Origin of the sequence: Derxia gummosa DSM 723 (assembly GCF_000482785.1) — a bacterium.
Classification (GTDB): Bacteria; Pseudomonadota; Gammaproteobacteria; order Burkholderiales; family Burkholderiaceae_E; genus Derxia; species Derxia gummosa.
Genome location: NZ_KI519499.1, coordinates 14190 through 39473, shown reverse-complemented (window position 1 = coordinate 39473; position 25284 = coordinate 14190). Strand labels below are relative to the sequence as shown.

The 25284-nt window shown below is 70.2% G+C and carries 20 protein-coding genes; 4 read left to right on the top strand and 16 right to left on the bottom strand.

Features of this window, described 5'->3' with window-relative positions:
- Positions 1-22 precede the first annotated feature (22 nt).
- From pstB to H566_RS0117650, 4 genes are all read left to right on the top strand, one after another.
- Positions 23-817, top strand: coding sequence for a phosphate ABC transporter ATP-binding protein PstB (pstB, locus tag H566_RS0117665; protein WP_034412356.1), 795 nt, complete (start codon positions 23-25; stop codon positions 815-817).
- A gap of 167 nt (positions 818-984) precedes the next feature.
- A complete protein-coding gene (locus H566_RS0117660; RefSeq protein WP_028312477.1) occupies positions 985-1470 on the top strand; it encodes a fasciclin domain-containing protein in 486 nt (161 codons plus the stop codon).
- 244 nt (positions 1471-1714) lie between these two features.
- A complete protein-coding gene (locus tag H566_RS0117655) occupies positions 1715-1939 on the top strand; it encodes a hypothetical protein (protein ID WP_034412159.1) in 225 nt (74 codons plus the stop codon).
- 12 nt (positions 1940-1951) lie between these two features.
- Entirely contained in the window at positions 1952-2935 is a 984-nt protein-coding gene (locus H566_RS0117650) for a DUF6976 family protein (RefSeq protein ID WP_028312475.1), read from the top strand.
- Between the two features lie 150 nt (positions 2936-3085).
- Here H566_RS0117650 and H566_RS29740 read toward each other — a convergent pair whose 3' ends face one another.
- The 16 genes from H566_RS29740 to H566_RS26040 all read right to left on the bottom strand — a co-directional run bounded on the left by H566_RS29740 (position 3086) and on the right by H566_RS26040 (position 25241).
- Complete coding sequence (locus H566_RS29740) at positions 3086-4816, bottom strand: NYN domain-containing protein (RefSeq protein ID WP_084545359.1); 1731 nt, start codon at positions 4814-4816, stop codon at positions 3086-3088.
- 73 nt (positions 4817-4889) lie between these two features.
- Positions 4890-6119, bottom strand: coding sequence for a glycerate kinase type-2 family protein (locus H566_RS0117640; RefSeq protein ID WP_051379095.1), 1230 nt, complete (start codon positions 6117-6119; stop codon positions 4890-4892).
- A 180-nt stretch (positions 6120-6299) separates the two neighbouring features.
- Complete coding sequence (locus H566_RS0117635; protein ID WP_028312473.1) at positions 6300-7622, bottom strand: amidohydrolase family protein; 1323 nt, start codon at positions 7620-7622, stop codon at positions 6300-6302.
- Between the two features lie 68 nt (positions 7623-7690).
- Positions 7691-8335, bottom strand: coding sequence for a uracil phosphoribosyltransferase (upp, locus tag H566_RS0117630; protein ID WP_028312472.1), 645 nt, complete (start codon positions 8333-8335; stop codon positions 7691-7693).
- 30 nt (positions 8336-8365) lie between these two features.
- A complete protein-coding gene (locus H566_RS0117625; protein ID WP_084545253.1) occupies positions 8366-9757 on the bottom strand; it encodes a DUF1688 family protein in 1392 nt (463 codons plus the stop codon).
- Positions 9754-11022: a GTP cyclohydrolase II gene (locus tag H566_RS0117620; RefSeq protein ID WP_051378936.1), complete on the bottom strand. Its 1269-nt coding sequence runs from the start codon at positions 11020-11022 to the stop codon at positions 9754-9756. The genes H566_RS0117625 and H566_RS0117620 overlap by 4 nt, the downstream gene beginning before the upstream one ends.
- 297 nt (positions 11023-11319) lie before the next feature.
- A complete protein-coding gene (locus tag H566_RS0117615; RefSeq protein ID WP_028312469.1) occupies positions 11320-12966 on the bottom strand; it encodes an acyl-CoA synthetase in 1647 nt (548 codons plus the stop codon).
- A gap of 120 nt (positions 12967-13086) precedes the next feature.
- Entirely contained in the window at positions 13087-14034 is a 948-nt protein-coding gene (locus tag H566_RS0117610) for an ABC transporter permease (protein WP_028312468.1), read from the bottom strand.
- Between the two features lie 71 nt (positions 14035-14105).
- Positions 14106-15167, bottom strand: coding sequence for an ABC transporter permease (locus H566_RS0117605; RefSeq protein ID WP_028312467.1), 1062 nt, complete (start codon positions 15165-15167; stop codon positions 14106-14108).
- 161 nt (positions 15168-15328) lie between these two features.
- Positions 15329-15637 (bottom strand): hypothetical protein, encoded by a 309-nt coding sequence (locus H566_RS27685; protein WP_051378935.1) that lies wholly within the window; start codon positions 15635-15637, stop codon positions 15329-15331.
- A gap of 208 nt (positions 15638-15845) precedes the next feature.
- Positions 15846-17636, bottom strand: a complete 1791-nt coding sequence (locus H566_RS26055; protein ID WP_051378934.1) for an ABC transporter ATP-binding protein — start codon at positions 17634-17636, stop codon at positions 15846-15848.
- A gap of 118 nt (positions 17637-17754) precedes the next feature.
- Positions 17755-18750: a BMP family protein gene (locus H566_RS0117590; protein WP_028312466.1), complete on the bottom strand. Its 996-nt coding sequence runs from the start codon at positions 18748-18750 to the stop codon at positions 17755-17757.
- Between the two features lie 214 nt (positions 18751-18964).
- A complete protein-coding gene (locus H566_RS26050) occupies positions 18965-21967 on the bottom strand; it encodes a response regulator (protein WP_084545252.1) in 3003 nt (1000 codons plus the stop codon).
- 2 nt (positions 21968-21969) lie between these two features.
- A complete protein-coding gene (locus H566_RS0117580; RefSeq protein WP_028312465.1) occupies positions 21970-22428 on the bottom strand; it encodes a response regulator in 459 nt (152 codons plus the stop codon).
- The gene (locus H566_RS26045) at positions 22421-24664 is read right to left on the bottom strand and encodes an ATP-binding protein (protein WP_034412156.1); all 2244 of its coding nucleotides are present in this window, start codon (positions 24662-24664) and stop codon (positions 22421-22423) included. The genes H566_RS0117580 and H566_RS26045 overlap by 8 nt, the downstream gene beginning before the upstream one ends.
- Positions 24657-25241 (bottom strand): biliverdin-producing heme oxygenase, encoded by a 585-nt coding sequence (locus tag H566_RS26040; protein ID WP_051378933.1) that lies wholly within the window; start codon positions 25239-25241, stop codon positions 24657-24659. Before H566_RS26040 ends, H566_RS26045 begins: the two co-directional genes overlap by 8 nt.
- Between the last annotated feature and the right edge of the window lie 43 nt (positions 25242-25284).

Below are 25284 nucleotides of genomic sequence, written 5' to 3'. Positions count from 1 at the left end.
CCCGATCAATGTTTCCGCCGGCATGTTCGACAGCAAGGCCGCTGCCAAGAGCACGGTGGGAGCCGCGTCGAAGATCGAGGTGCGCAACCTCAATTTCTATTACGGCAAGTTCCACGCGCTGAAGAACATCAATCTCGGCATTCCCGAAAAGAAGGTCACGGCATTCATCGGCCCGTCGGGTTGCGGAAAGTCGACGCTGCTGCGCACCTTCAACAAGATGTTCGCGCTTTATCCGGAACAGCGTGCCGAAGGTGAAATCATCATCGACGGCGAAAATCTGGTTACGACCAAGACCGATGTTTCGCTCATTCGCGCCAAGATCGGCATGGTGTTCCAGAAGCCCACGCCGTTTCCGATGAGCATTTACGACAACATCGCCTTCGGTGTGCGTCTGTTCGAGAAACTCAGCAAGGGCGAGATGGACGAGCGCGTCGAATGGGCGCTCAGCAAGGCCGCGCTCTGGACCGAGGTGAAGGACAAGCTCAAGCAGAGCGGCACCAGCCTGTCGGGCGGCCAGCAGCAGCGCCTGTGCATCGCGCGCGGCATCGCGATCCGCCCCGAGGTGCTGCTGCTCGACGAGCCGTGCTCGGCACTCGATCCGATCTCCACCGCCAAGGTGGAAGAGCTGATCGCCGAGCTGAAGGAGGACTACACGGTCGTGATCGTGACGCACAACATGCAGCAGGCCGCGCGCTGCTCCGATTACACCGCCTACATGTATCTGGGCGAGTTGATCGAATTCGGTGATACCGACCAGATCTTCATCAAGCCGCGCCGCAAGCAGACCGAGGATTACATCACCGGGCGTTTCGGCTGATCGAAATTCACCGTATTCCCGAATCGATTCGGGAATTGCACTAAAAGGGCTGGCAAATCGCCGGCCCTTTTTGTTTTGTGGCGCGTCATTCGCGTGTCATGAATCGTTCATTGGTCGGAGATATCGTCGGGTGGTTGGCTCCAATTCCATTCTCGACGGAAACCGAAATGAAACGACGCACCCTGATTCTTTCCTCGATCGCGATTGCGCTGTCGGCCTGCGCCAGCTTCGGCGGCGCGTCGAAGGACATTCCGGCGGTGGCCTCGGCCCGTCCGGAGCTGTCGACCTTCAATTCGCTGGTGGCCAGCGCCGGCCTCGGCGACACGCTTTCAGGCAACGGCCCGTACACGGTTTTCGCGCCGACCGACGAGGCCTTCGCCGCGGTGCCGGCCAAGACCCTGGCCGAACTCAAGGCCGATCCCGCCAGGCTCAAGGCCGTGCTCAGCTATCACGTCGTCGCCGGCAAGCTCGGCTCGGCCGACATCAAGCCGGGTGAACTGGCCGCCGTGTCAGGCGACAAGCTGACGGTCGAGAAGGCTGGCAGCTTCCTTGGCCTCAATGGCGTGGCCGTGGTGACGACGCCCGATGTCGTCGCCTCCAACGGCGTCATCCAGGTGATCGACAGCGTGCTGCTGCCGCCCGCGAAGAAGTGATTCCCGGCGGCCCGTGCCGCCCCTCTGTTCCGCAACGCCCGGTCCGATCCTGTCGGCCGGGCGTTGCTGCTTGATGCGGGTAAGCCCTGAGCCTCCGTGCGATCAGGAAACGATCACCGCCGCCGTTATTCCGAACAGCAGTGGCGCCTGACATGGCAGCCGCACGCGACCGGAAGGCGGCGGATGCCCTTTCGATTCCGCGAAAGCCGCATCCGCCCAACGCAACGTGGGAGACAGACGCCACATGGTTCCGTCGAAGCAACACCCGAAGTGGAAGGATCTGGTGACTGGCAAGACCCAGCCCGCCTTCACCCTGCTCGCAGCGAAGTTCCTCATCAGTCGCCTGACGATGGCGGCCAAGACCGATCCCTCGCCCGGCAACGTCGAGAAGCTGATCAACGAGGCGCACAAGTTCTTCAGCGAGAACGAGCGCATCGCCGACAAGGACATCAAGGCCATCTTCGGCTGAGGAGCGAAATCCATGAACAAGCTGCACACCCTGCGCGAAGCCGCGACCCTGATCGAATCCGGTGTGAAGGCCGTCGTGGCCGGTCCGGAAGAACTGCTGAGCCAGCTGCCGAAGGGCAACTGGATCGGCGGAACGATCCCCTACTTCATGGACGAAGCCGGCGGCTGCAAGGCCACCGACCGCGTGTTCCTGTCGCAGCTGCCCGCGACGGTCACGGCGCTGAGCACCAGGTTGTATGACGAACAGGCGCTGGCCGGCATCGCCGCCGACGAGGCCGAGAACGGCTTCAGCTTCCTGATCGTGCCGGCCATGACGGGCATTCACGAGTCGTTCGCCAAGAACGTCTACGGCTACGAAGGCATCTTCAACCGTCCGCTGCTCGGCTGGATCGCGGGCGTGGCGGTGGAAGACATCGGCAAGGCGACGGCCAAGGTCTATGACGGCCGCACCGGCGAGGTGAGCGCCGACAAGGCGGTCGCGCTGCATGCGACGCTCGCCGACGGCCATCAGGCCGAGATCGGCATCGTCAACCTGTTCGGCCAGGGCAATGGCCCGACGATCGAGTTCGGCACGACCGGCTTCGGCGTGGGCGAGGCCCGCGTCGATGGTCAGGCGGTCAACTTCGCGAAGTGGATTGCCGAGAACAAGATCGACACCCGCCTGCCGCTGGTGGCCGACTACTGCGGTGCGATGGTGAACGTGAGTGTCGCGTCGGTGGACGCCGAGGCAGGCCGCGTGCAGCTGTACGCGCCGGTGTTCCCGGGCGTGAGCTACCGGATCGCGACGCCGGTGGCCGACTACCCGAAGGCCTTTGCCGACGCGATCGCGCCGCTCGCGATCGAGCCCGCGCTGTCGCTCAACTGCATCCTCAACTACCTGTACGGCGGCCTGGAAGGTCACCACACGGGCGAGTTCCGCGGTCCGTTCACCTTCGGCGAAATCGCCTATGGCCTGCTGAACCAGACGCTCGTGCATCTGCAGATCCACAAGGTCTGATCGGAGCAGCAGACGCCGCGAGGCGGCTGACGCGAAAAGGGCCGGCGCTTGCCGGCCCTTTTGCTTTTGGCTGCCGTCTGCCCGTCGCCGCTTTCGCCGTTGTTGCCACCGCTGGTTGCCATGGCGGCTTCGGGACGGGGCGCGTGCCGATCAGACCAGCCGGATCAGCGCACCGCCCGACTTGCTGTCGCGTTCGAGCTGGAGCAGGCCGCGCCGCTCGGCATCGGCGAGCAGGTCGTTGAAGGCGCGATAGCCGTAGGCCGCCTCGTTGAAGCCGGGCTTCCGGCGCTTGAGCGTCTGCTTGACCATCGAACCCCAGAGCCGCTCGTCGGCACCGCGTTCGTTGAGCAGCGCCTCGATGGTCTCGATGACCCAGTCGAGCGCCTGGAGGCGACGTTGCTCGTCCTCGTTGACGGGCGGGGGTTCGGCCAGTGCTGACAGCGAGTTTGTTTCAGGTGCGGGGCTGGCTGGCGTCGCGGCACTCGCATCGGCACCGGTTGGCGGCCTTGCCTTGGTGCCGGCCGCGTCCGGTTCGGCGGCGGGTTCGGCGACCGGGCTGTCGGTGGCAGCCGCCGGCGCCAAGGTTTCGGCGGCAGAGGCGTCTGGAGCGGCATCGGCGGCCTTGCGGCTGCGTGGCTTCGCGCGGCTGGCCTTGGCCTTCGGCGCGGGTGCGGATGGCTCGATGGCGGGCGAGCCGTCAGCGGTGCCTGCGTCGGCGCCGGCTGCGATCGGCGCCGGGGCGTCGATGGCGAGCGTGGCGTCGCTTTCCGTACTGGCCGCGGCGGCCTTGCTGGTGCGCTTGCGCGCGGGACGGCGTGGCGGCTTGGTCGCGGGCTCGGGCTCGGGCGGTGCAATGGTGTCGGGATCGGTGCTGCCGTTGTCGTCGGTGGGTGCCGCTTCGGCGGCGTCATCGCTTGCGGCGGCGCTGGTGGTGTCGGACACCGTGGCGTCCGGATCGACGCTTGCGGCGGGCAGTGTGGCCTCGTCGGCGTCGGCTGGTGCGTCGTCGGCGGCGAGCAGTGCGTCATCGGCGAACGCGTCGTCGAGGTTCGTGTCGGCGAGATCAGGCGGCAGCTCGCGGTCGTCGAGCATCGCGGCGGCGTCGCCGGCATCGGACAGGGGCAGGGCGCCGTCATCGGTGGCGAACAGGTCGGCGGGCGCGGGTGCGGCTTCGCCTCGGCCTCGGCCACGGCGGCTGCGCGAGGAGCGCGACTGGCCGGCGGTACGCTCGGCGGCGCTGGCGTCGGCAGAGGCGCCACGCTCGGTCGTGTTGCCGCGCTCGGCCTTGTCGGCGCGCTCGGCGGCTGGCTTGTCGCTGCGGTCGTCGGCCTTGTCGCCGCGTTCGCCGGCGGGCTTGCCGCCCCGGCCGTTGCCGCGCGCCTGCTGCTGGCCCTGCTGGCGCTCGGCGCGCTTGCGGCGCGCCTCGATCGATTCGAGCACCAGGTCGTCGTAGAAGATGAACTCGTCGCAGTTGCCGATCAGCAGGTCGGACGTGGACTTGCGCACGCCCACGCCGATCACCTTCTTGTTGTTCTCGCGCAGCTTGGAGACGAGCGGCGAGAAGTCGGAATCGCCGCTGATGATCACGAAGCAGTCGACGTGGCTCTTCGTGTAGCAGAGGTCGAGCGCGTCCACGACCATGCGGATGTCGGCGGAGTTCTTGCCCGACTGGCGCACATGCGGGATCTCGATCAGCTCGAACGCAGCCTCGTGCATGTCGCGCTTGAAGGTCTTGTAGCGATCCCAGTCGCAGTAGGCCTTCTTGACGACGATGCTGCCCTTGAGCAGCAGGCGCTCCATGACCTTGCGGATGTCGAACTTCGGATAGTCGGCTTCGGCCACGCCGAGCGCGACGTTCTCGAAGTCGCAGAACAGGGCCATGTTGGGGATGTCGTGGGGCATGTGTCGGCGCGTTGATGAAGACCGCCCGAGCTTACCCCGTCGCCCGCCGGGGTCAGATCACCAGAATCGCCCGGAAGTCATTCACGTTCGTCAGCGTCGGCCCGGTCACGACCGAATCCTCGACCGCGCCGAAGAAGCCGTGCCCGTCGTTGTTGCCGAGCGCCTGCTGCGGCGAGATGCCGAGCGCGCGCGCCTTGGCCAGCGTGCCCGGCCGCAGGATGGCGCCGGCGATCTCGGCCGCGCCGTCCACGCCGTCGGTGTCGGCGGCGATCGCATGCACGCCCTGCACGCCGTTGAGCGCGATGCCGAGCGACAGCAGGAACTCGACGTTGCGCCCGCCGCTGCCGTCGCCGCGCACCGTGACGGTGGTTTCGCCGCCCGACAGCAGCACGCAGGGCTTGTTCATCGGCTCGCCATGGCGCAGCACCTGGAGCGCGATGCCGGCCATCACCTTGCCGACCTCGCGCGCCTCGCCCTCGATGCTGTCGCCGAGGATGAGCGGCGTGACGCCGGCGGCGCGCGCCACGTCGGCGGCGGCTTCGAGCGAGGCCTGGGGCGCCGCGATGATGTGGGTCTCGATCTGCGGCAGACGCGGGTCGCCGGGCTTGACGCTTTCGCCGCGACCGCTTTCCAGCACCTTCCACACGTTGAGCGGCAGGCGCAGGCCGTAGCGCTTGCAGATGGCGATCGCGTCGGCGCAGGTGGTCGGGTCGGGCACGAGCGGGCCGGAGGCGATGTCGATCGGGTCGTCGCCGGGCACGTCGGAGATGAGCAGGTTGATGACCCGCGCCGGAGCGCAGGCCAGCGCCAAGCGCCCGCCCTTGAGCGCCGACAGGTGGCGCCGCACGCAGTTGATCTCGCTGATGCTGGCGCCCGAGGCGAGCAGGGCGCGCGTCACGTCCTGCTTGTCTTCGAGGGTGATGCCGTCGATGGGCGCGGCGAGCAGCGCCGAGCCACCGCCCGAGATGAGACTGAGCACCACGTCGTCCTCGGTCAGGCCGCTCACGAGCTTGTGCAGGCGGCGCGCGGCGTCCTGGCCGGCGGCGTCGGGCACCGGATGCGAGGCCTCGACGATGTCGATGCGGTCGCAGGGCTGGCCGTAGCCGTGGCGCGTGATGACGAGCCCTTCCAGCTCGCCCGGCCAGTGATGCTCGACCGCCTTGGCCATCGCCGCCGAGGCCTTGCCCGCGCCGATCACGATGAGCCGCCCCTTGGGCAGCTGCGGCAGATAGGGCGGCACGCAGCGCGACGGCTGGGCGGCGCGGATGGCGGCGTCGAGCATCGCGCGCAGCAGGTCGGCCGGCTTGAGCGGCTGGTTGGGGAAGGCGGCAACCGGGCGCGAGGCGCGGACCGCGTTGAGACGCTTCATGCGCAGGAACATGCGGGTGTCCGGGAGGAAGGCGGCCGTCTGCGGGCCGCGCAGATCAGGGTCAGGCGGAAGGCGCGCATTCTGCGCCCGCTTTCACTGCTGGCGGTTGTGCAGGAAATCCACCGTGCGCGACTCGCCGCCGAGCGTCAGCCGCGACACGGCCGGCGCCGCCTCGGCAATCACCTGTCCGCGCCGCACCACCGCCAGCCGCGTCGCGCGCAGCCGGATCGCCTCGACCGCGTCGCGCGCCTGGAGCAGCACGAAGTCCGCATGACAGCCCGGCGCGAGGCCGTAGCCGTCGAGGCCGAGGATGCGCGCGGGGTTTTCCGTCACGGCCGCGAAGCAGGCGCGCATGCCGGCCTGCGAGGTCATCTGCGCCACATGCAGACCCATGGCCGCCACGTCGAGCATGTCGCCGCTGCCGAGCGAGTACCACGGGTCCATCACGCAATCGTGGCCGAAGGCCACCGTCACGCCGGCCGCCATCAGCTCGGGCACGCGCGTCATGCCGCGACGCTTGGGATAGCTGTCGTGCCGGCCCTGGAGCGTGATGTTGATGAGCGGATTGGCCACCGCCGCCACGCCCGCCTCGGCGATGAGCGGGATCAGCTTGCTCGCGTAGTAGTTGTCCATCGAATGCATGGACGTGAGGTGGGAGCCGGTGACGCGCCCGTGCAGCCCGAGCCGCTGCGCGTGGTACGCCAGCGTCTCGATGTGGCGCGAATGCGGGTCGTCGGACTCGTCGCAATGCATGTCCACGCGCAGGCCGCGCGCGGCGGCCAGTTCGCACAGCAGGCGCACCGACTCGGCGCCGTCGGCCATCGTCCGCTCGAAGTGGGGAATGCCGCCGACCACGTCCACGCCGAGGTCGAGCGCCTGTTCGAGCAATTGCAGCGCGCTCAGCTTGCAGGACGGATCGTCCTTGGCCGGCGAGTAGCGCAGCACGCCGTCCTGCGGGAAGGCGACGAGTTGCAGGTCGAGCCAGGGCGCGACGCGCTTCTTCACTTCGAGCAGGGCGCGCACCGCGAGCAGGCGCGGGTCGCACACATCCACATGCGTGCGGATGGCGAGCAGGCCGCGCGCGATCGCCCAGTCGCAATAGGCGAGGGCGCGGGCGGCGATCGCTTCCTCGTCGAGCGCGGGCTTGAGTTCGCCCCAGAGCGCGATGCCTTCGAGCAGGGTGCCGCTCGCGTTCACGCGCGGCAGGCCGTAGGAGAGCGTCGCGTCCATGTGGAAATGGGCATCGACGAAGGGCGGCGTGACGAGCATGCCGGCCGCGTCGATGATGCGCGCAGCCTCGGCGCCGCGCGCCGCGATGCCGGGCGCGACCTCGGCGATGCGGCCGGAGGCGACGGCGATGTCGATGCCGGTGCGGCCGTCGGGCAGCGTGGCGTGGGTGAGGAGGAGGTCGAGCATGGCGGTGGGCGCGATGACGGTGCCGAGGCAGGCGGCGCGCGGCGCTGCGGCCCGCGCGCCGACCGGGCTTACTTGGTGCCGAACAGGCGGTCGCCCGCGTCGCCCAGCCCCGGCCGGATGTAGCCGTGCTCATCCAGCCCGCGATCCACATGCGCGGTGAAGATCGGCACGTCGGGGTGAGCGCGGCTCAACGCCGTCAGCCCCTCGGGGCAGGTGAGCAGGCAGACGAACTTGATGCTGCGCGGATTGACTTCCTTGAGCCGGTCGATCGCCGCGATGGCCGAGTTGCCGGTGGCGAGCATCGGGTCGAGCACGATCGCGTCGCGCGATTCCATCTCGCCGGGCATCTTGAAGTAGTACTCGACGGCGCCGAGCGTCTTGGGGTCGCGGTACAGGCCGATGTGGCCGATGCGCGCGCCCGGAATCACGTTGAGCATGCCGTCGAGGATGCCGGTGCCCGCGCGCATGATCGACACCAGCACCGTCTTCTTGCCGTCGATGACGCGCGACTTCATGAGTTCGAGCGGCGTCTCGATGTCGATTTCCTGCATCGGCATGTCGCGCACGACCTCGTAGGCCATGAGCGTGCTCAGCTCGTTGAGGAGGCGGCGGAAGCTGTTGGTGCTCGCGTCCTTGCGGCGCATGAGGGTGAGCTTGTGCTGCACCAGCGGGTGGTCGATGACGGTGACGTTGGGCGGGAGTTCGAAGCTCATCTTGTGCTGTCGTGAATGTGTTGGTCTGGTTCAGAACACGGTGCCGTCGCTAACGATGCGCAGCGGCGGATCGCCGCCATGCAGCCGGCCCGCGAGCACGCGGCCCGCCGCCCAGGTGCCGCCTTCGAGGATGGCGGCGAGCGGCATGTCGGGCTTGCCGAGCCTTGCGCGCACGAGGTCGGCGAGCGGATCCATGAGCGCGATCGTCAGCGCGCGCCATTCGATGATCGGCAGGTCGCCCGGCGTCCAGGCCTTGAGCTTGACCTCGCGGTTTGCCGGCACGATCACGCCGCTGTCGATGAGCAGGCCGCCGTTGCGGTACTCGGCCAGCGCCGTGAGTTCGTCGATGCCGATCACCTGCACGCCGGCCCGCATGATCGGCTCCAGCAGCGAGTAGGTCAGCCATTGCGACAGCTTGTGGATCGGCAGCCAGCCGGCGGTGAGGCCGCTGCCACCCGCGAAGGGATGGCGCCAGCAATCGCCGAGCGGCCGGTCGGCCAACTTCTGGTGCGAGGGCCAGATGGGCGCGAGGCCGTCGAGCAGCAGACCGAGCACATCGCGCGCGCGCACCGGCGCCTGGCCCGATTCGGCGAGCAGGGCGTCGATGAGATTGCCCGGCCGCGCCGGCTTGCCGAACAGCTCGGGCCGCGCGGCGATCGTCTTGCCGAGGCGGCGCAGCAGCGTCGCGCGGCCGTCGATGCCGACGAGCGGGTTGGCCTCCGTCACCTGGAACAGCGCGCCGAGCGTGCTGGCGTCCATCCGTTGCAGCGCCTCGGCATCGACGCGCAGCGGGTCGCCGGCCGTGGCCGAGAAGGCGCCGCGCATGAAGGCGTGGAAGCTCGCGACGCCCAGGCCCTCGGAGCGCGCGTAGCTGGCCGAATGGCCGTCGGCGCGCGACTCGATCCAGCGCCATTGCGCGCCAGCGCCGGCGTCGAGCAGCACGCTCACAAGCGCGAGGTCGATGGCGGCGCGGGCGCGGGACAGGGCGAGATCGGCTTCGGCGGCCGATCGGGGCTTGCCGCCGGCCGGCGCGGTCGCGGGCGACACGAGCGTCGCGCCGCCCGCGTCGCTGCCCGTCGCCGCACCGAAGCGCGCCGCGAAGGCCGCGTCGAACTGCGCCTCGCGGTCGATACCGCCCGCGCCGAAATGCCGCCAGCGGCTGTGGAAGGGCACGTCGAGCGTCGGATAGTTGCCGCGCGTGACCTCGGCCACGAGCGCGGCGGCCTCGTCGAGCTTGCCCTCGTCGATGCGGAAGAACTCCGACTTCCCGGCCTTGACCGCCGCGAGCACGTTGGCCGCGCGGGCGCGGATGGTCGCGGGCTGGCGCAGTTCGGCCACCGCGCGGTCGAGCTGGGCGAGGCCGGCGGGCAGGTGCTGCTCGTGCATGTGGCCCTCGCGATGGGCGTAGCTGACCTTGCTCATTCCAGCCCCCGTCCCTTCACGGCGGCGAGCGCCTCGCCATCCGGCACGCGGCCGTCGGTGAAATAGCCGGCGGCCATCTTGGCCTCGATCTCGACCTTGGCGTCGGCCGGGATCAGGTCGTCGGGGATGGGCACGCGCTCGCCGATCTCGATGCCGCTCTCGACCATCGCGTCGAACTTCATGTTGCTCATCGAGACGAGGCGGTGAATCTTGCGGATGCCGAGCCAGTGCAGCACGTCGGGCATCAGCTCCTGGAAGCGCATGTCCTGCACGCCGGCCACGCATTCGGTGCGCAGGAAGTACTTGTCGGCGCTGTCGCCGCCCACCTGCCGCTTGCGCGCGTTGTAGACGAGAAACTTGGTGACCTCGCCGAGCGCGCGGCCTTCCTTGCGGCTGTACACGATCAGCCCCACGCCGCCGAGCCCGCCCGCTTCGGTGGCCTGCGCACCGCGGATGCACTCCTCGATCGCATGCGTGAGATAGGGCCGGCAGGTGCAGATGTCGGAGCCGAACACGTCCGAGCCATTGCATTCGTCATGCACGCGCGCAGTGAGCGGCACCTCGGGGTTGGCGAGGTCGCGCGGGTTGCCGAGGATGTACACGGTCTGTCCGCCGATCGGTGGCAGGAAGACTTCGAGGTCGCTGCGCGTGACCAGCTCGGGGTACATCCCGCCGGTTTCCTCGAACAGGATGCGGCGCAGCTCGGTCTCGGTGCAGCCGAAGCGCTTCGCCACGCCGGGCAGCCACCACACCGGCTCGACGGCGGCCTTGGTGACGCAGGCCGAACCGTTGTCCAGAAGAATCTTGCCGTCGGGCTTGAGCCGGCCGGCGGCGATCGCGTCGCGGATCTCGGGCAGCTCGATGTGCGCCTTGGTCACGGCGATGGTCGGGCGGATGTCGATGCCGGCCGCGATCTGGTCGGCGAACACGTCGGCCACGGCCGCGCCCCACGGGTCGAGCGACACGATGCGGCCCGGCTCGCTCCATTGCGGGTAGGGGCCGATGAGGTCGGTCGGCGCGGTGTTGGTGAGGTCGGCGCGGTGGGTCGGGTCGAGCGCGCCGGCGGCTACGGCGAGCGCGCGGTACACGCTGTACGAGCCGCTGTGCGTGCCGATCACGTTGCGCTGGGCGCGGTTGAGCGTGGTGCCCACGATGGGGCCGCGATGCTGCGCATCGGGCGCATCCCAGTGGATTTCAGGCGAGGTTCGCGGGCCGTGTCCCGGATGGGACGTGAGCCGGATGTGACGGGGCGAGTGCTTGGTCATGGGCCTGCTTGTGCTGGTGACGATTCACGCAAAGCAGGAAGTTAGCCCGCCCCGCAGGCGCTGGCGACCACGGGCTTGCAAGGGTTTTCAACGAGGGAGTTTCGGCGGACGCCGGAGGAGGGAAAAAGCGTGGCGTGAGGCCCGGCCCGCCTTTCGGAACCGGACCTGCACGCCCTGCGGACGATCTTGTGGATCGGAGCCGCGTCCAACGGAGACAGATGGAGAAATCGGGACGCCGGACCAGCCCTTCAGGTACTGGCCCGGCAGCCTCCGGCGAGGGGGCCGGAGGCGGAGGGATCACACGTCGATGGCCGAGGCCGAACCGGCTTCCTTGCGCAGCTCGAACTTCTGGATCTTGCCGGTGGAGGTCTTGGGCAGTTCCTTGAACACGACCGCGCGCGGCACCTTGAAGCCGGCCAGATGCTGCTTGCAGTGGGCGACGATCTCTTCGACCGTACAGGTCGCGCCCTGCTTCAGTTCGACGAAGGCGCAGGGCGTCTCGCCCCACTTGGGATCGGGCTTGGCGACGACCGCCGCCGCCACCACCGCCGGGTGGCGGTAGAGCACGTCTTCCACCTCGATCGACGAGATGTTCTCGCCGCCGGAAATGATGATGTCCTTCGAGCGGTCCTTGATCTTGACGTAGCCGTCCGGATACATGACCGCGAGGTCGCCGGTGTGGAACCAGCCGCCCGCGAAGGCGTCCTCGGTGGCGCCGGGATTCTTGAGATAGCCCTTCATCGCGATGTTGCCGCGGAACATGATCTCGCCCATGGACTCGCCGTCGGCGGGCACGGGGGTCATGGTGGCCGGGTCCATCACGGTAATGCCGTGCTGCAGGTGATAGCGCACGCCCTGGCGCGCATTGAGGCGGGCGCGCTCGCCGATGTCCTTCTCGGCCCAGTCGTCCTGCTTCACGCACACCGACGCGGGGCCGTACACCTCGGTCAGGCCGTACACATGGGTGAGGTCGAAGCCGAGCGCTTCCATGCCCTCGATCATCGCGGCGGGGGGCGCGGCGCCCGCGACCATCGTCTTCACCTGATGGTTGATGCCTTGCTTGAGTTCGTCGGGCGCGTTGATGAGCAGGCTCTGCACGATCGGCGCGCCGCAGTAGTGCGTGACCTTCTCGGTGCGGATGAGGGTCAGCACACTCTCGGCATCGACGCGGCGCAGGCACACGTTCACGCCCGCGCGGGCCGCCACCGTCCACGGGAAGCACCAGCCGTTGCAATGGAACATGGGCAGCGTCCACAGGTAGACGGCGTGCTTGGGCATGTCCCATTCGAGGATGTTGGACACCGCGTTGATGGCCGCGCCGCGGTGGTGATAGACGACGCCCTTCGGGTTGCCGGTGGTGCCCGAGGTGTAGTTGAGCGCGATCGCGGCCCATTCGTCGTCGGGCAGCTTCCAGGCGAAATCGGCGTCGCCTTCCGCGAGCAAGGCTTCGTACTCGATGCTGCCGATGCCGGCGTTCTTGCCGGTGTAGAGCGGGTCGTCCACGTCGATGACGAGGATGGGCTTGGTGCGGCCGCGCATCTGGAGCGCGCGCAGCGCGATCGGCGCGAATTCACGATCGACGATGATCGCCTTGGCCTCGCCGTGGTCGAGCATGAAGGCGATGTTCTCGGGGTCGAGGCGGGTGTTGAGCGTGTTGAGCACCGCGCCGCTCATCGGGATGCCGAAGTGCGCTTCGACCATGGCCGGCGTGTTGGGCAGCATGACGGCGACGGTGTCGCCGACGCCGAGGCCGCGCTTGGTCAGCGCGCTCGCCAGGCGCTTGCAGCGCTCGTAGGTCTCCGCCCAGGTGCGACGCAGACCGCCATGAACCACGGCGAGCTTGCTGCCGTAGATCGCGGCGGTGCGCTCGATGAACATGAGCGGCGACAGCGGCGCGAAGTTGGCGGCGTTCCGGTCGAGTCCCTGTTCGTAGATGTTCTGCATGCGTGTGTCTCCGGTTGCGCGAGTCGGCTGTTGCCCGCCGAATTTGGCATACGGCCCCGTATGGGGCGGCGTCGGGGAACTTGGCAGCCGATTCTTGCAACTTCCTGACACCGTCTCAGATCATCGCTCGCCCTTGCGCCAGGGTTTCATCAGGGCTTGCGGGACTTGCGCGCGCCGCCCCGCGAGTGCCAGCGCCGTGATCGACAGCAGATAGGGCGCCATCAGGTAGAGCTGATATGGCAGCTTCAATCCGCCCAAGCCCGACGGCGACGATTGCAGCGAAATCTGCAAGGCATCGAAGGCGCCGAACAGCAGCGTGCCGAGCATCGCCTTGCCCGGTCGCCACGACGCGAACACCACGAGCGCGATGCAGATCCAGCCGCGCCCGTTGACCATGTTGAAGAAGAAGGCGTCGAAGGCCGACAGTGTGAGGAAGGCGCCGCCCAGCGCCATCAGCGCGCTGCCCGCCGCCACCGCCAGCAGCCGGATGCCGATGACCGACAGCCCCTGCGCCTCGGCCGCGTCGGGGTTCTCGCCGCACATGCGGATTGCGAGGCCGAGCGGCGTGCGGTTGAGCAGCCAGGCCGTCAGCGGCACGAGCAGGAAGGCGAGCACGGTGGGCGCGGTGAGCTGGCCCAGCACCGGCACCGAATCGAGCAGGGGCGCCTCGGCGCCGAAGCGCGCGAAGGGCGCGATCGCGGGCGGCCCGCTGTCCTGCGGGAAGGCGACGCGGTAGGAAAAGTAGGAGAGCGAGGTCGCCAGCATCGTCAGCCCGAGCCCGGCCACATGCTGCGACAGCGCCAGCACCACGGTGAGCAGCCCGTGCAGCAGCCCGAGCAGCGCGCCCGCCAGCAGCGCCGCCGCCAGCCCGCCCCAGGGCCCCGCGCCGTGATGCGCCGCGAGCCAGCCGCAGAACGCGCCCGCCACCATGATTCCTTCGATGCCGAGGTTGAGCACGCCCGAGCGCTCGCACAGCAGCGCGCCCAGCGTGCCGAACAGCAGCGGCGTCGCGAGGCGCAGCACGGCCACCCAGAAGGCGGCCCCGGAAACGAGGTCGAGCAGTTCCATGCAATCGGTCTTGGCGGAGGAGGCGGGCCAGCCGGCAGGTTGCCACGCCGGCGGCGCCGGGCGGCGAGTGCTCAGTCGCGCCGCAGGCGATAGCGCGCAAGCATCGTCGAGACCAGCATCGCGAGCAGCGCGACCGCGACCATCACGTCGGCGAGATAGCTCGGCACGCCGAGCGCGCGACTCATCGAATCGGCGCCGACCATGATCGCCGCGACGAACACCGCCGCGAGCACCACGCCCGCCGGATGCAGGCCGGCGAGCATCGCGATGACGATGCCCGAGTAGCCGTAGCCGGGGCTCATGTCGAGCGTGACGTAGCCGGCGCGACCGGCCACCTCGGCCACGCCCGCGAGGCCGGCGAGCGCGCCCGACATCAGCGCCGTCAGCAGCACCGTCATGCCGACCGGCACGCCCGCGAACTTCGCCGCGCGAGCGTTCGCACCGACCGCGCGCATCGCCTGACCGAAGGTGGTGCGGGACTGGATCGTCCACACAACAGCCGTCGCGACGAGTGCCCAGACGAGGCCGGTGTGCAGCCTGCTGCGCTCGACCAGCTTGCCCAGTTCCAGCGCCGGCGCGATCGCCACCGACTGCGGCCAGCCGAGCGCGAGCGGGTCCTTCATCGGGCCGTCGAGCAGCATCGACACGAGCAGCACCGCGACGAAGTTGAGCAGCAGCGTGGTGACGACCTCATCGACGCCGATAGCGAGCCGCGCGAGCGTCGGCAGCGCGAGCCAGAGCGCGCCGGCCGCCATGCCGCCGAGCGCCATCACCGGCAGCCACAGTCCCTCGGGCGACTCGACGCCGAGCAGGTTGGGCGCGCCGCCGATCGCCACCGCCATGAGCGCGCCCAGCATGAGTTGGCCCTCGGCACCGATGTTCCACAGTCGGGCGCGGAACGCGACCGCCGCTGACAGCCCGGTGAGGATGAGCGGCGTCGCGCGGGTGAGGGTTTCGGTGAGGGCGAAGCGCGAGCCGAGCGCGCCTTGCAGCAGCAGCACGAAGGCCTGGCCGACCGGCGCGCGTGTCGCCGCGATCAGCAGCGAGCCGATCGCGAGGCTCGCGAGCACCGCGGCGACAGGCGCGGCCAGCAGCAGTGCCGGCGAGGGATTCAGGCGGGGTTCAAAACGCATGGGAATGACGGAGAACGGGCCTGGGAAACGGCGCGCGAACCAATGTAGCCGCCGGTGCTGTGCCTGCCCTTACATGCGGATCCCGAGTGCGCAAATGAAAAAAGCCGCGCTTGAGGCGCGGCTTTGCGGGGGATCGTGAGAGGCGGATGGCCGCGCACGGATCAGATTGCGGTGTCGGCGCGACCGACGAACTTCCAGCCTTCGGGCATGCGCACGAACACGAATTCGGTGCCAGCGTCGTGGAAGACGGTGTGCAGGTCGGACGGCGCGGCGGCGCTCTTGTCCGCCTTGCCGACGAACTTCCAGCCGGTGGGCAGCTTCACGAACACGAAGCCGGTGGGCGCGTCGTGGAAGACGGTGTAGTCGGGCGAGCTGGCGTTGGGCGTGCGCAGCGATTCGGGCAGCGCCGAGGCTTGTGCGATGCCGAGACCGGCGAGCGAAAGGGCGAGGGCGGCGATGAGCTTGTTCATGGCGGGTTCCGTGTGAAGTCGAGGTTGTCGTCAACGGCGGCCGGGCCTCGTGCGCCCGGCTGTCCCCTCCTGGGGTAGCCAAAACCTAGGGTTTGTACGTAAGTATAGACACGGAATCGAAACCACGGCCAGGAAAACCCCGGGAAAACCCGGTGCTTTGGGAAGGGCGGGCGGTTTTCCGGCGTGAACGTGTGCTTTTTGCGGGAAATCAGGTTTCGGCGCCGGCCATGGCGAGGCCAAGCTCCGAGCGGCTGACGCCTGCACGCGCGCGCCCGAGCCGGCCCCGGAACATGACGGCGATGCGGTCGCACAGCGTGAGCAACTCGTCGAGATCGTCGGAGATGAGCAGCACGGCGGCGCCGGCGTCGCGCGCGGCGCGCAGCCGTGCATGCACCGCCGCGACGGCGCCCACGTCGAGGCCCCAGGTCGGCTGGTGCAGCACCAGCACGCGCGGCGCCGGACCGGCGGCGAGAGCCCGGCCGAGCACCAGCTTCTGCATGTTGCCGCCCGACATCGAGCGCGCGGCGGCATTGGTGCCGGCGCAGCGCACGTCGAAATCGCGCACGAGGCGTTCGGCGAGGGCGCGGGCGGCGCCGCGCGCGATCCAGCCCAGGCGCGAGAACGGCGCGTCGGCGAGGCGCTCGCTCACCGCGTTCTCGGCCACGCTCAGGTCGGCGATCAGGCCCTCGCGCGCGCGATCGGCGGGCACGCGGCCGACGCCGAGCCGCGTGAGCGCGCGCGGGCTGGCGGGCAGCGGCTCGCCGTCGAGCAGGATCGAGCCGGCGCTCGGTCGCGCGAGGCCGAACAGCAGTTGCGCCAGCTCGTCCTGGCCATTGCCCGACACGCCCGCGATGCCGACGATCTCGCCCGGCGCGAGATCGAGGCTGGCCTTGCGCAGCGTGCCGTGGGCGAGGGCGATGAGGCGCAGGCGCGGCGCGGTGGCCGCCATGGCAGCGCCGGCGTCGGTGGTGGTGGCGCGAGCCGCGTCCGTTGGCGTGGGGGGCGCCGCGGGCGTTTCCCTAGCCGGTTCCGGCGCCATGTTCACCGCGTCGGTTGGCGGCGCGGTTGCAGTGGTGCTCGTGCCGACGGTCTCGGCTGCCGCGTCGGGCGTGTCCGCCGCATCGTCACCGGTGATCGGCGTCCGGCCCGCCGGTTCGGTTGGCGCGGTTTCGCGCATCGGCTTGCCGTCCGTCGTCGCGGCCGGCCGGACCTTATCGATCGGCGTATCGCCCGGCGGCTCCACCGTCCTGGCCCCGACCATCAGCGCGGCCAGCGATTCGCGCGTGCAATGCAGCGTGCGCCGTTCGGCCACGAGCCGCCCGCGCCGCAGCACGGCCACGCGGTCGCTGTGCGCGAGCACCTCGTCGAGCTTGTGCGAGATGAAGATGACCGACAGCCCGCGCGCCGTGAGCGTCGCGAGCGTGCGGAACAGCGCCGCCGATTCATCGGGCGTGAGCACGGCGGTCGGCTCGTCGAGGATGAGCACGCGAGCGCCGCGATACAGCGCCTTGAGGATCTCGACGCGCTGGCGCTCGCCCATCGACAGCGCCCCCACGCGTGCCTCCGGCTCGACCGCGAGGCCGAACTTGCGTCCCAGTTCGAGCAGCCGGCGCCGACCCGCGCCGCGCCGCATGAAGGGCTGCCACAGCGGCTCGGTGCCGAGCATCACGTTGTCGAGCACGCTGAGGTTGTCGGCCAGCGTGAAGTGCTGGTGGACCATGCCGATGCCCGCCCCCAGCGCCGCGGCCGGATCGCCCGACGGCAGCGGCGCGCCGAAGGCGCGGATGTAGCCCCGATCGGCCGTGTAATGGCCGAACAGGATCGACATCAGCGTCGACTTGCCGGCGCCGTTCTCGCCCAGCAGCGCGAGCACCTCGCCACGCCGGAGGTCGAGCGAGATCGCGTCATTGGCGAGCAGCGCGCCGAAGCGCTTGCTGATGCCGCTCAGTTCGAGCACGCGGTCGGCGGGGGCGTCGTGATGCTTGTCGGGCAAGGACATGGGCGGGATGAAAACGTTTGCAATGCACGGCTGGCGAGGCGCGGCGTCCGGCGCTGCCGCGCCGTGAGGCGGGCGGCGGCGCCAGATCTCGAAGGGGGCGGCGCGTCACGCGCGGCGTTCAGGGCGTGGACTTCGGCTCCGAGTCCACCGGCGCGATCGTGGCCTTGCCGGCCTTGAACGTCATCTCCTTCTCGCGCACCTTCTTCATCACCTCGGCCGCTACCTTGCCCTCGAAGCTGCCGAGCGGCGCCAGCTCCGAGCCGCCGAACTTCATCAGCGAGTACTGGCCGTAGTCCTCGGCCTTGAAGCCGCCGGCCCTCACCGCCTTGATTGCCGCGTCGATGGTCGGCTCCATGTTCCACAGCGCCGAGGCCACGACCGTGTCGGGGTACTTGTCTTGCGTGTTGATGACGTTGCCGATCGCAAGCTTGCCGCGTTCCTTCGCCGCGTCGCTCACGCCGAAGCGCTCGGCGTACATGACGTCCGCGCCCTTGTCGAGCATCGCGAACGAGGCCTCCTTGGCCTTGGGCGGATCGAACCAGCTGCCGATGAAATTCACCATGAACTTCACCTTGGGGTTGGTCGCGCGCGCGCCGTCCATGAAGGCGTTCATGAGCCGGTTGACCTCGGGAATCGGGTAGCCGCCCACCATGCCGATGGTGCCGGTCTTCGTCATCGCGCCGGCGATCATCCCGCTCAGATAGGCCGGCTCCTGGATGTAGTTGTCGAACACCGAGAAGTTGGGCGCCTGCGGCTTGCCCGAGGAGCCGAGCAGGAAGGCCGTCTTGGGATAGTCCTTCGCCACGCGGCGCGCGGCAGTCTCGACCGCGAAAGCCTCGCCCACGATGAGGCCGTTGCCGCCCTCGGCGTACTGGCGCATGACGCGCTCGTAGTCGGCGTTGGCGACGTTCTCGCTGAACACGTACTCGATCTCGCCGCGCGCCCTGGCCGCGGTGAGCGCCTTGTGGATGCGCGAGACCCATTGCTGCTCGACCGGCACGGTGTAGATGGCGGCGACCTTGAGCTTGTCGGCCGCGCTGGCGGCGCCGGGCAGGGCAAGGACGGCGCTGGCGCAGGCGGCCAGCAGGAGCTGACGACGTTGACGGCTGGACATGGCTTTTCTTCTTCGACGGATTGGACGACGGCCCGAGTCGCCGGCGTGGCGAGCGGGCGCGGCACCTGCGCGCGGGCACCGGCGCGGGCCGCTGGCAGGGTGCAAGAAGCTTGCCGCGCCGGATGCGCGCCGGCCATGTCGGCTCGCCCGGAACGCGGGCGGGCCATGCCGGCCGCCGCCCGATGGCGCGCGTCTCGTGGCTCGGTCGCCAGCGTCAGCGGCGCGAGCGCGCGATCTCCTCCAGCAGCGCGTCGAGCTGTTCGAGGTCGAAGGGCTTGGGCAGGGTGATGACGTCGAGCCCGAACTGGCGCAGGTCGGTCTGCCAGTCGTAGCCCGAGGCCAGGACCACGCGCAGGCCGGGCACGCGCTGGGCGACCTCGCGCGCCAGGTCGATGCCCGACATGCCTGGCAGACTGATGTCGGTGAACAGCAGGTCGAAGCGTCCGGGTGCCAGCACTTCCAGTGCCTCCTCGGCGGTCGCCATCGCGGCGACGCGGTGGTCGAGCGCGGTCAGGTACTCGACCACGGTGCCCCGGATCAGCTCGTTGTCCTCGACGTAGAGGATGTCGAGGGCGGCGGACGGCGCCTCGGCGGCGGTCGTGTCGGCGGCGCCGGGTAAGCCGGCGCGGTCGGGCGAGCCGGCGCGGTCGGGCGAGCCGACGCAGTCGGGCGTGGTGCCGTCCGGCGCTGGCGCCGGAGGCTCGGCGGAGGCCTGGGCGGCGCGGGCGTGCTTCGGCGCGGCGCGGGCCAGCTTGGCCGCCAGGTCGTCCTCGCGGAAGGGCTTGGGCACGATGCGGTCCTCGTCCACGCCGTCGAGCGCGCCCGGCGTCGCATAGCCGGTGATGAACAGGGAAGGCAGGCCGGGCCGGCGCTGTGCCGCCTCGCGCACCAGTTCGGCGCCATTCATGCCGGGCATCGCGAAATCGACCAGCATCAGGTCGATGTCGGTACGGCGGTCGAGCAGGTCGAGCGCGGCGCCGCCGCTGCCGGCCTCGATCACGCGGTAGCCGAGATCGCCGAGAGTGAGCGCGGTGATCTCGCGCACGGCGCTGTCGTCGTCCACCAGCAGCACGAGCGGCGCGGGGCCGTCGGGGCGCGGCGACTCGGCAAGGACGTCGCTGTCGTCCTCGATCCGGCCGAGGGTGCGCGGCAGGAACACACTCACCGTCGTGCCGTGCCCGACTTCCGATTCGATGCGCACGCCTCCCCCCGACTGCTTGGCGAAGCCGTACACCTGGGCCAGCCCGAGGCCCGAGCCCCGGCCGATGTCCTTGGTGGTGAAGAAGGGCTCGAAGGCCTTGGCGCGCACCTCGGGCGTCATGCCCGAGCCGTTGTCGCTCACGCTCAGCACCACGTACTGGCCGGGGCCCGGGTCCTCGGGGCGGCGCGCGCCTTCGCTCGCGCGCAATACGAGGTTGTCGGTGGACAGGCGCAGCTCGCCGCCCACGTCCATCGCGTCGCGGGCATTGATGGCGAGGTTGAGGATGGCGAGTTCGAGCTGGGTCGGATCGACCAGCGCCGGCCAAAGGCCCGGATGCAGCTCGATGCCGATGCGCACGCTGCCGCCCATCGTGCTTTGCAGCAGGTCGCGCAGGTTGGCGACGAGGTCGTTCAGATCGGTCGAGCGCGGCTCCAGCCGTTGCCGGCGCGAGAAGGCGAGCAACTGGCCGGTGAGCCGGGCGCCGCGCTCGGCGGCCTGCTTCATCATCTGGATGCGGCGCTGCTGGTCGTCCGGCAGCGCGGCGCGGCCGAGCGCATTGAGGTTGCCCAGCACGATCGTGAGCAGGTTGTTGAAGTCGTGCGCGACGCCCGAGGTGAGCTGGCCGACCGCGTCGAGCCGCTGCATCTGGCTCAGCGTTGCCTCGACGCGCTCGCGCTCCTCGATCTGGGTGCGCAGCTGGCGGTTGGCGGCGGCCAGTTCGTCGATCGCGGCCATCTCCTCGGTGATGTCGCGGCCCACGGCATAGATGGCGCCGTGCTCGGTGCTCGCCGCCCAGCGGTAGAGCCTCAGGCTGCCGTCGCGGTTGCGCAGCCGGCTGTCGAAGCGCCGCACCGCTCCGCCCGATGCCATGCGCGCGAGTCGCGCCGTCACGGGCGCCACGTCGTCCGGATGCAGCAGCTCGCCCAGCGAGCTGCCCACCAGTTCCTCCTCGCGCCAGCCGAGCTGGCGGACCCAGGCCGGGTTCACCGCCAGCAGCAGGGCTTCGGGCGTGCAAAGGCACATGAGGTCGTCCGACAGCCGCCACATGCCGTCGCGCTCGCGCGTGCGCTCCTCCACCCGGGCCTCGAGCGCCTGGTTGGAGCGGCGCAGCGCTTCGTCCTTGCGGTGGGCGTCGGTCACGTCCTGGAGAATGCCGACGCAACGGGTGCAGACGCCGTCCTCGAAGAAGGCCTGGCCGAGCGCCACCACCCAGCGCTCGCCGGCGCGGAAGCGTTCGGCCACATGCCCGCTGCCGCCGGGCGTGAGCGCGCGGTCGATCGCGTCGGCGAGCTGATCGCGGTCGTCGGGATGGGCGGCGGTGACGAAGGCGATCAGCCGTGCCGGCGTGGCGGGCGGCAGGCCGAGCAGGGCGAGCGCGCGGTCGTCCCAGTGCAGCCGGCCGGTCAGCGGGTGGTATTCCCACAGGCCGAGGTTGGCGGCCTCGGCGGCGAGGCGGATGTTGGTTTCGCTAGCGTGCAGGGCGTTTTCGGCGCGGCGGCGCTGCTCGCGTTCGCGGGTTTCAGCGATGGCGCGCTCGACCGCGCCGGGCAGGCGCGCGAGGTTGCGCTTGAGCACGTAGTCGACCGCGCCCTGGCGCAGCGCCTCGGTGGCGAAGTCCTCGCCCACCACGCCCGACACGAACAGGAAGGGCACACCGGGCAGGCGCTCGCGCGCGAGATGCAGGGCGCTCAGGCCGTCGAAGTCGGGCAGCGAGTAGTCGGCGAGGATGGCGTCGAAGCGGTCGTCGGCCAGCGCGGCGAGATAGCCGCGCCGGCCGGACACGCGCGTCATCTCGAAGCGCAGGCCGGCGCGTTCGAGCGCGAGCGTGAGCAGCTCGGTGTCGATGTCGCTGTCCTCCAGCAGCAGCAGGCGCGGCGGCGCGACGCCGGTCGCGGGCGTGGTGCGCGCGTCGTCGGCCGGCGGCGTGACGAGCACGGGGGCCTGGTGCGGCGCGTCGAGCGGCGGCTCGGCCGGGCGATGGGAGGCGCGGTCGTCATGCAAGGAGTGCAGCTGCATCGTCAGGCTCCGCCGGGCGAGGTACCGCGCGGCGGCGGTTCGTTGAGGATGGCCCAGAACATCCCGAGGTCCTGGATGGCGGCGAAGAAGGCCTTGAAGTCCACCGGCTTCACGACGAAGGCGTTGACGCCCAGTTCGTAGCTGCGCACGAGGTCGCGCTCCTCGCGCGAGGAGGTGAGCATCACTACCGGGATCGCGCGCAGCGCCGGGTCGTGCTTGACCTGTTCCAGCACCTCGAGGCCGTCGATGCGCGGCAGCTTGAGGTCGAGCAGCACGACGGCCGGATCGCCCGGCTCGCGCGCGGCGGCGTCATGCCGGCGGTGCAGCCAGTCGAGCGCCTCGGCGCCGTCGCGCGCGATCACGAGCGGATTGGCGAGCTGGCATTTCTCCAGCGCGGCGACCGTGAGTTCGAGGTCGCGCGGGTTGTCCTCGACGAGGAGGATGGGGCGCAGGCTAGCCATTGGCCGGCTCCGGAGAGGGGGAAAGGGAAGGCACGGGCAAAGCGAAACGGAAGCAGGCGCCCTGGCCGAGCGCGCCGCTGGCGTCGATGCGGCCGCCGTGGCGGTCGATGATCCGGCGCGTGAGGGCGAGGCCGATGCCGGTGCCGGCGTAGTCCTCGGCCCGGTGCAGGCGCTGGAACACGCCGAACAGCTTGCCCACGTAGGCCATGTCGAAGCCGGTGCCGTTGTCGCGCACCCAGAAGCGCAGCTCATGGGCGAGCGCCTCGCCGCCGATCTCGATGACGGCCGGGCTGGCGTCGCGCGTGTACTTGACGGCGTTGTCGATGAGGTTGGCGAGCGCCTGGCGCAGCATCGCCGCGTCGCCCCAGGCGTCGGGCAGGGGCGCGATGCGCCAGTCGATGGCGCGGCCGGCGGTATCGGGCGCGAGCGATTGCTTGACCTCGGCGACGAGCTTGTTCATGTCCACGCGCGTCATGTCGAGGCTGGCGCGGCCGAGGCGCGAGAAGTTGAGCAGGTCATCCACCAGCCGGCCGGCCGACAGTGCCGAGTCGATGATGTTGTCGAGGTAGTGGCGCGACTTGTCGTCGAGGCCGTCGGCATGGCGTTCGCGCAGCAGCTCGGCATAGCCGACGATGTGGCGGAAGGGCGCGCGCAGGTCGTGCGAGACCGAGTAGCTGAACGATTCCAGCTCCTTGTTGCTGCGCTGGAGCTGGTCGGTCAGGGCGGCGCGCTCCTCGGCCTGGCGCAGCACGAAGCTGACGATGGCGTGGCGGAAGTCGGCGGCGGCGTCGAGTTCGGCGCTGTGCCAGGGCTCGGACTGGCCGCGCACCTGTTCGCGCCAGAGGTCGAAGGACTTGCGCGGCGACAGCCGCTCGCCGGGCGCAGCGGCGGGTTTGCGCGGGTCGCCGCCCCAGTCGACGCTGTGCGGCAGCTCGGGGCGGAACCACAGGATCCAGCTGGCGTGCAGCTGCGAGATGGCGATGGCGAGCAGGCCGCTCGCGGATTCGCCCAGATCGGCGGCCTCGGGCCAGTGGCGCGCGAGCGCGTCGGTGTGCCAGAGCGGTGTGTCCTGCCCGCGCTTGAGCCAGCCGGCCAGATCGCGCAGCCGATCGATCGGCGGCGTGCGGCCGGCGGTGAGGATGGCGCCTTCCACCACCACCGCCGCGCCGGCGGCGTTCACGAGGCCGAGCCAGGCCTCGGGGCTGGCGGCGAGACCGGACGGGAAGTCGGCCGCGCGGGCGACGCGCGCGAGCAGCTCGTTCTCGACCCGCTTGAGCGCGAGGCGCCGCGCCGCATGCTCGCCGCGCGTGCGGGCACCGATCTGGAGTGCGAGCAGCTGGCCCAGGAAGTCGCACAGCGCGCGCAGCGGCGGCGCGACCGTCTTCGGCTCGGGGTGGTGGCAGGAGATCAGCCCCCAGAGCGCGCCATCGACCAGCAGCGATACCGACATCGAGGCCGCCGTGCCCATGTTGCGCATGTATTCCACATGCACCGGCGCGACGCTGCGCAGTCCGGCCGGGCCGAGGTCGATCGGGCTGCCGTCGGCCAGCAGCGGCGGGTCGAGCGGGACCGGCGCGTAGTCGGCGTCCGGAATGAGGCGCAGGCGATGGCGGCGGTACAGCTCGCGCGCCTGGGCCGGAATGTCGGAGGCCGGAAAGCGCAGGCCGAGATAGCTCGGCAGGCGGCCGTCGCCGTCCTCGGCCACGACGCGGCCGTGCCAGTCGGGCGCGAAGCGATAGATGAGCACGCGCGCGAAGCCGGTGAGGCGGCGCGTCTCGGTGGCGACGCGGCGGCAGAGATCGTCTTCGTGGTCGAGCAGGCCCATCGCGTCGATCAGCTCGCCGAGGTGTCGGTAGAAGCTGCCGGCATCGGGGCCGACGTCGCCAGCGGGCTCGAATTCGAGCAGCAGGCCCTGGGGCGTGGAGCGGGCGTCGAGCTGGAAGCGGCCGGCGGGCAGGCTGAGCAGGTCTGTGAAGGGCGGGCCACCGGGTGTGTCGAGGCCGTCGAGCAGGCCGGCGAGGCGGACGCCGTCGGGCAGTGCGCCGAGGCGTGTCGGGCGGGCGTCGAGGCCGAGCAGGGTGGCGAGGTTGATGCTGGCGCTGAGCACGTCGCGGTCGCCGCCGGCGTCGGGCGGGCCGAGCAGCATCAGCGCGCCGTGGGGCTGGATGGCGCCGGGCGTGCGGATGGGCTCGCGGGCGCAGGGATCGGTGGCGTCGGCGGGGCTGATTTCAGGCATCGGTGGCTACGGGACGTGAGAGGCGATGCGGCAGCCAGTCGGCCAGGCATTCGAAGCATTCGCGCGCGCCGGCGATGACGGCCTCGGCCGGGGGCGCGGCCGCGAGCCGGCGCGCCAGCAGGCGCCAGCGTTCGGCATCGGCAGCGTCACGCGCGAGATAGCCGAGTCCGCCGGGCGGCAGCCAGGTGGCGTCGGCGAGCGCGCGGGCAATCACCAAGCCACCGAGCATCGAGCCTTCGATGACGTAGAGCGAGCCGAGCGCGGTGGCGGGCGTCGCGGCGCAACGCGCGGCGGTGGCGCAGACGGGCAGGGCGGCGAGGCTGGCGCGGTCGTGGCCGAGGCGCAGCAGATCGGAGGCGACGAGGGCGAGGCGGCGCTGCGCGTGGTCACCGTCGGCATCGCCGAGGCTGGCCGACAACGCCGGCACCCAGCCAAGCAGGAAGCCGTGCATGCCTTCGAGAAAGGCGGTCACACGACACTGGTCGGGAGGGGGCGTCAGCAGCCCGAGCGCGGAGTCGAGCCTGCGATGGACCTCGGCCGTCTCCGCGCGCAGGCGGGTCAGCAGATCGGGTTCCATGACGGGGTGTCCGGCGGTCAGATAGGCCGGGTCAGGCTAGCAA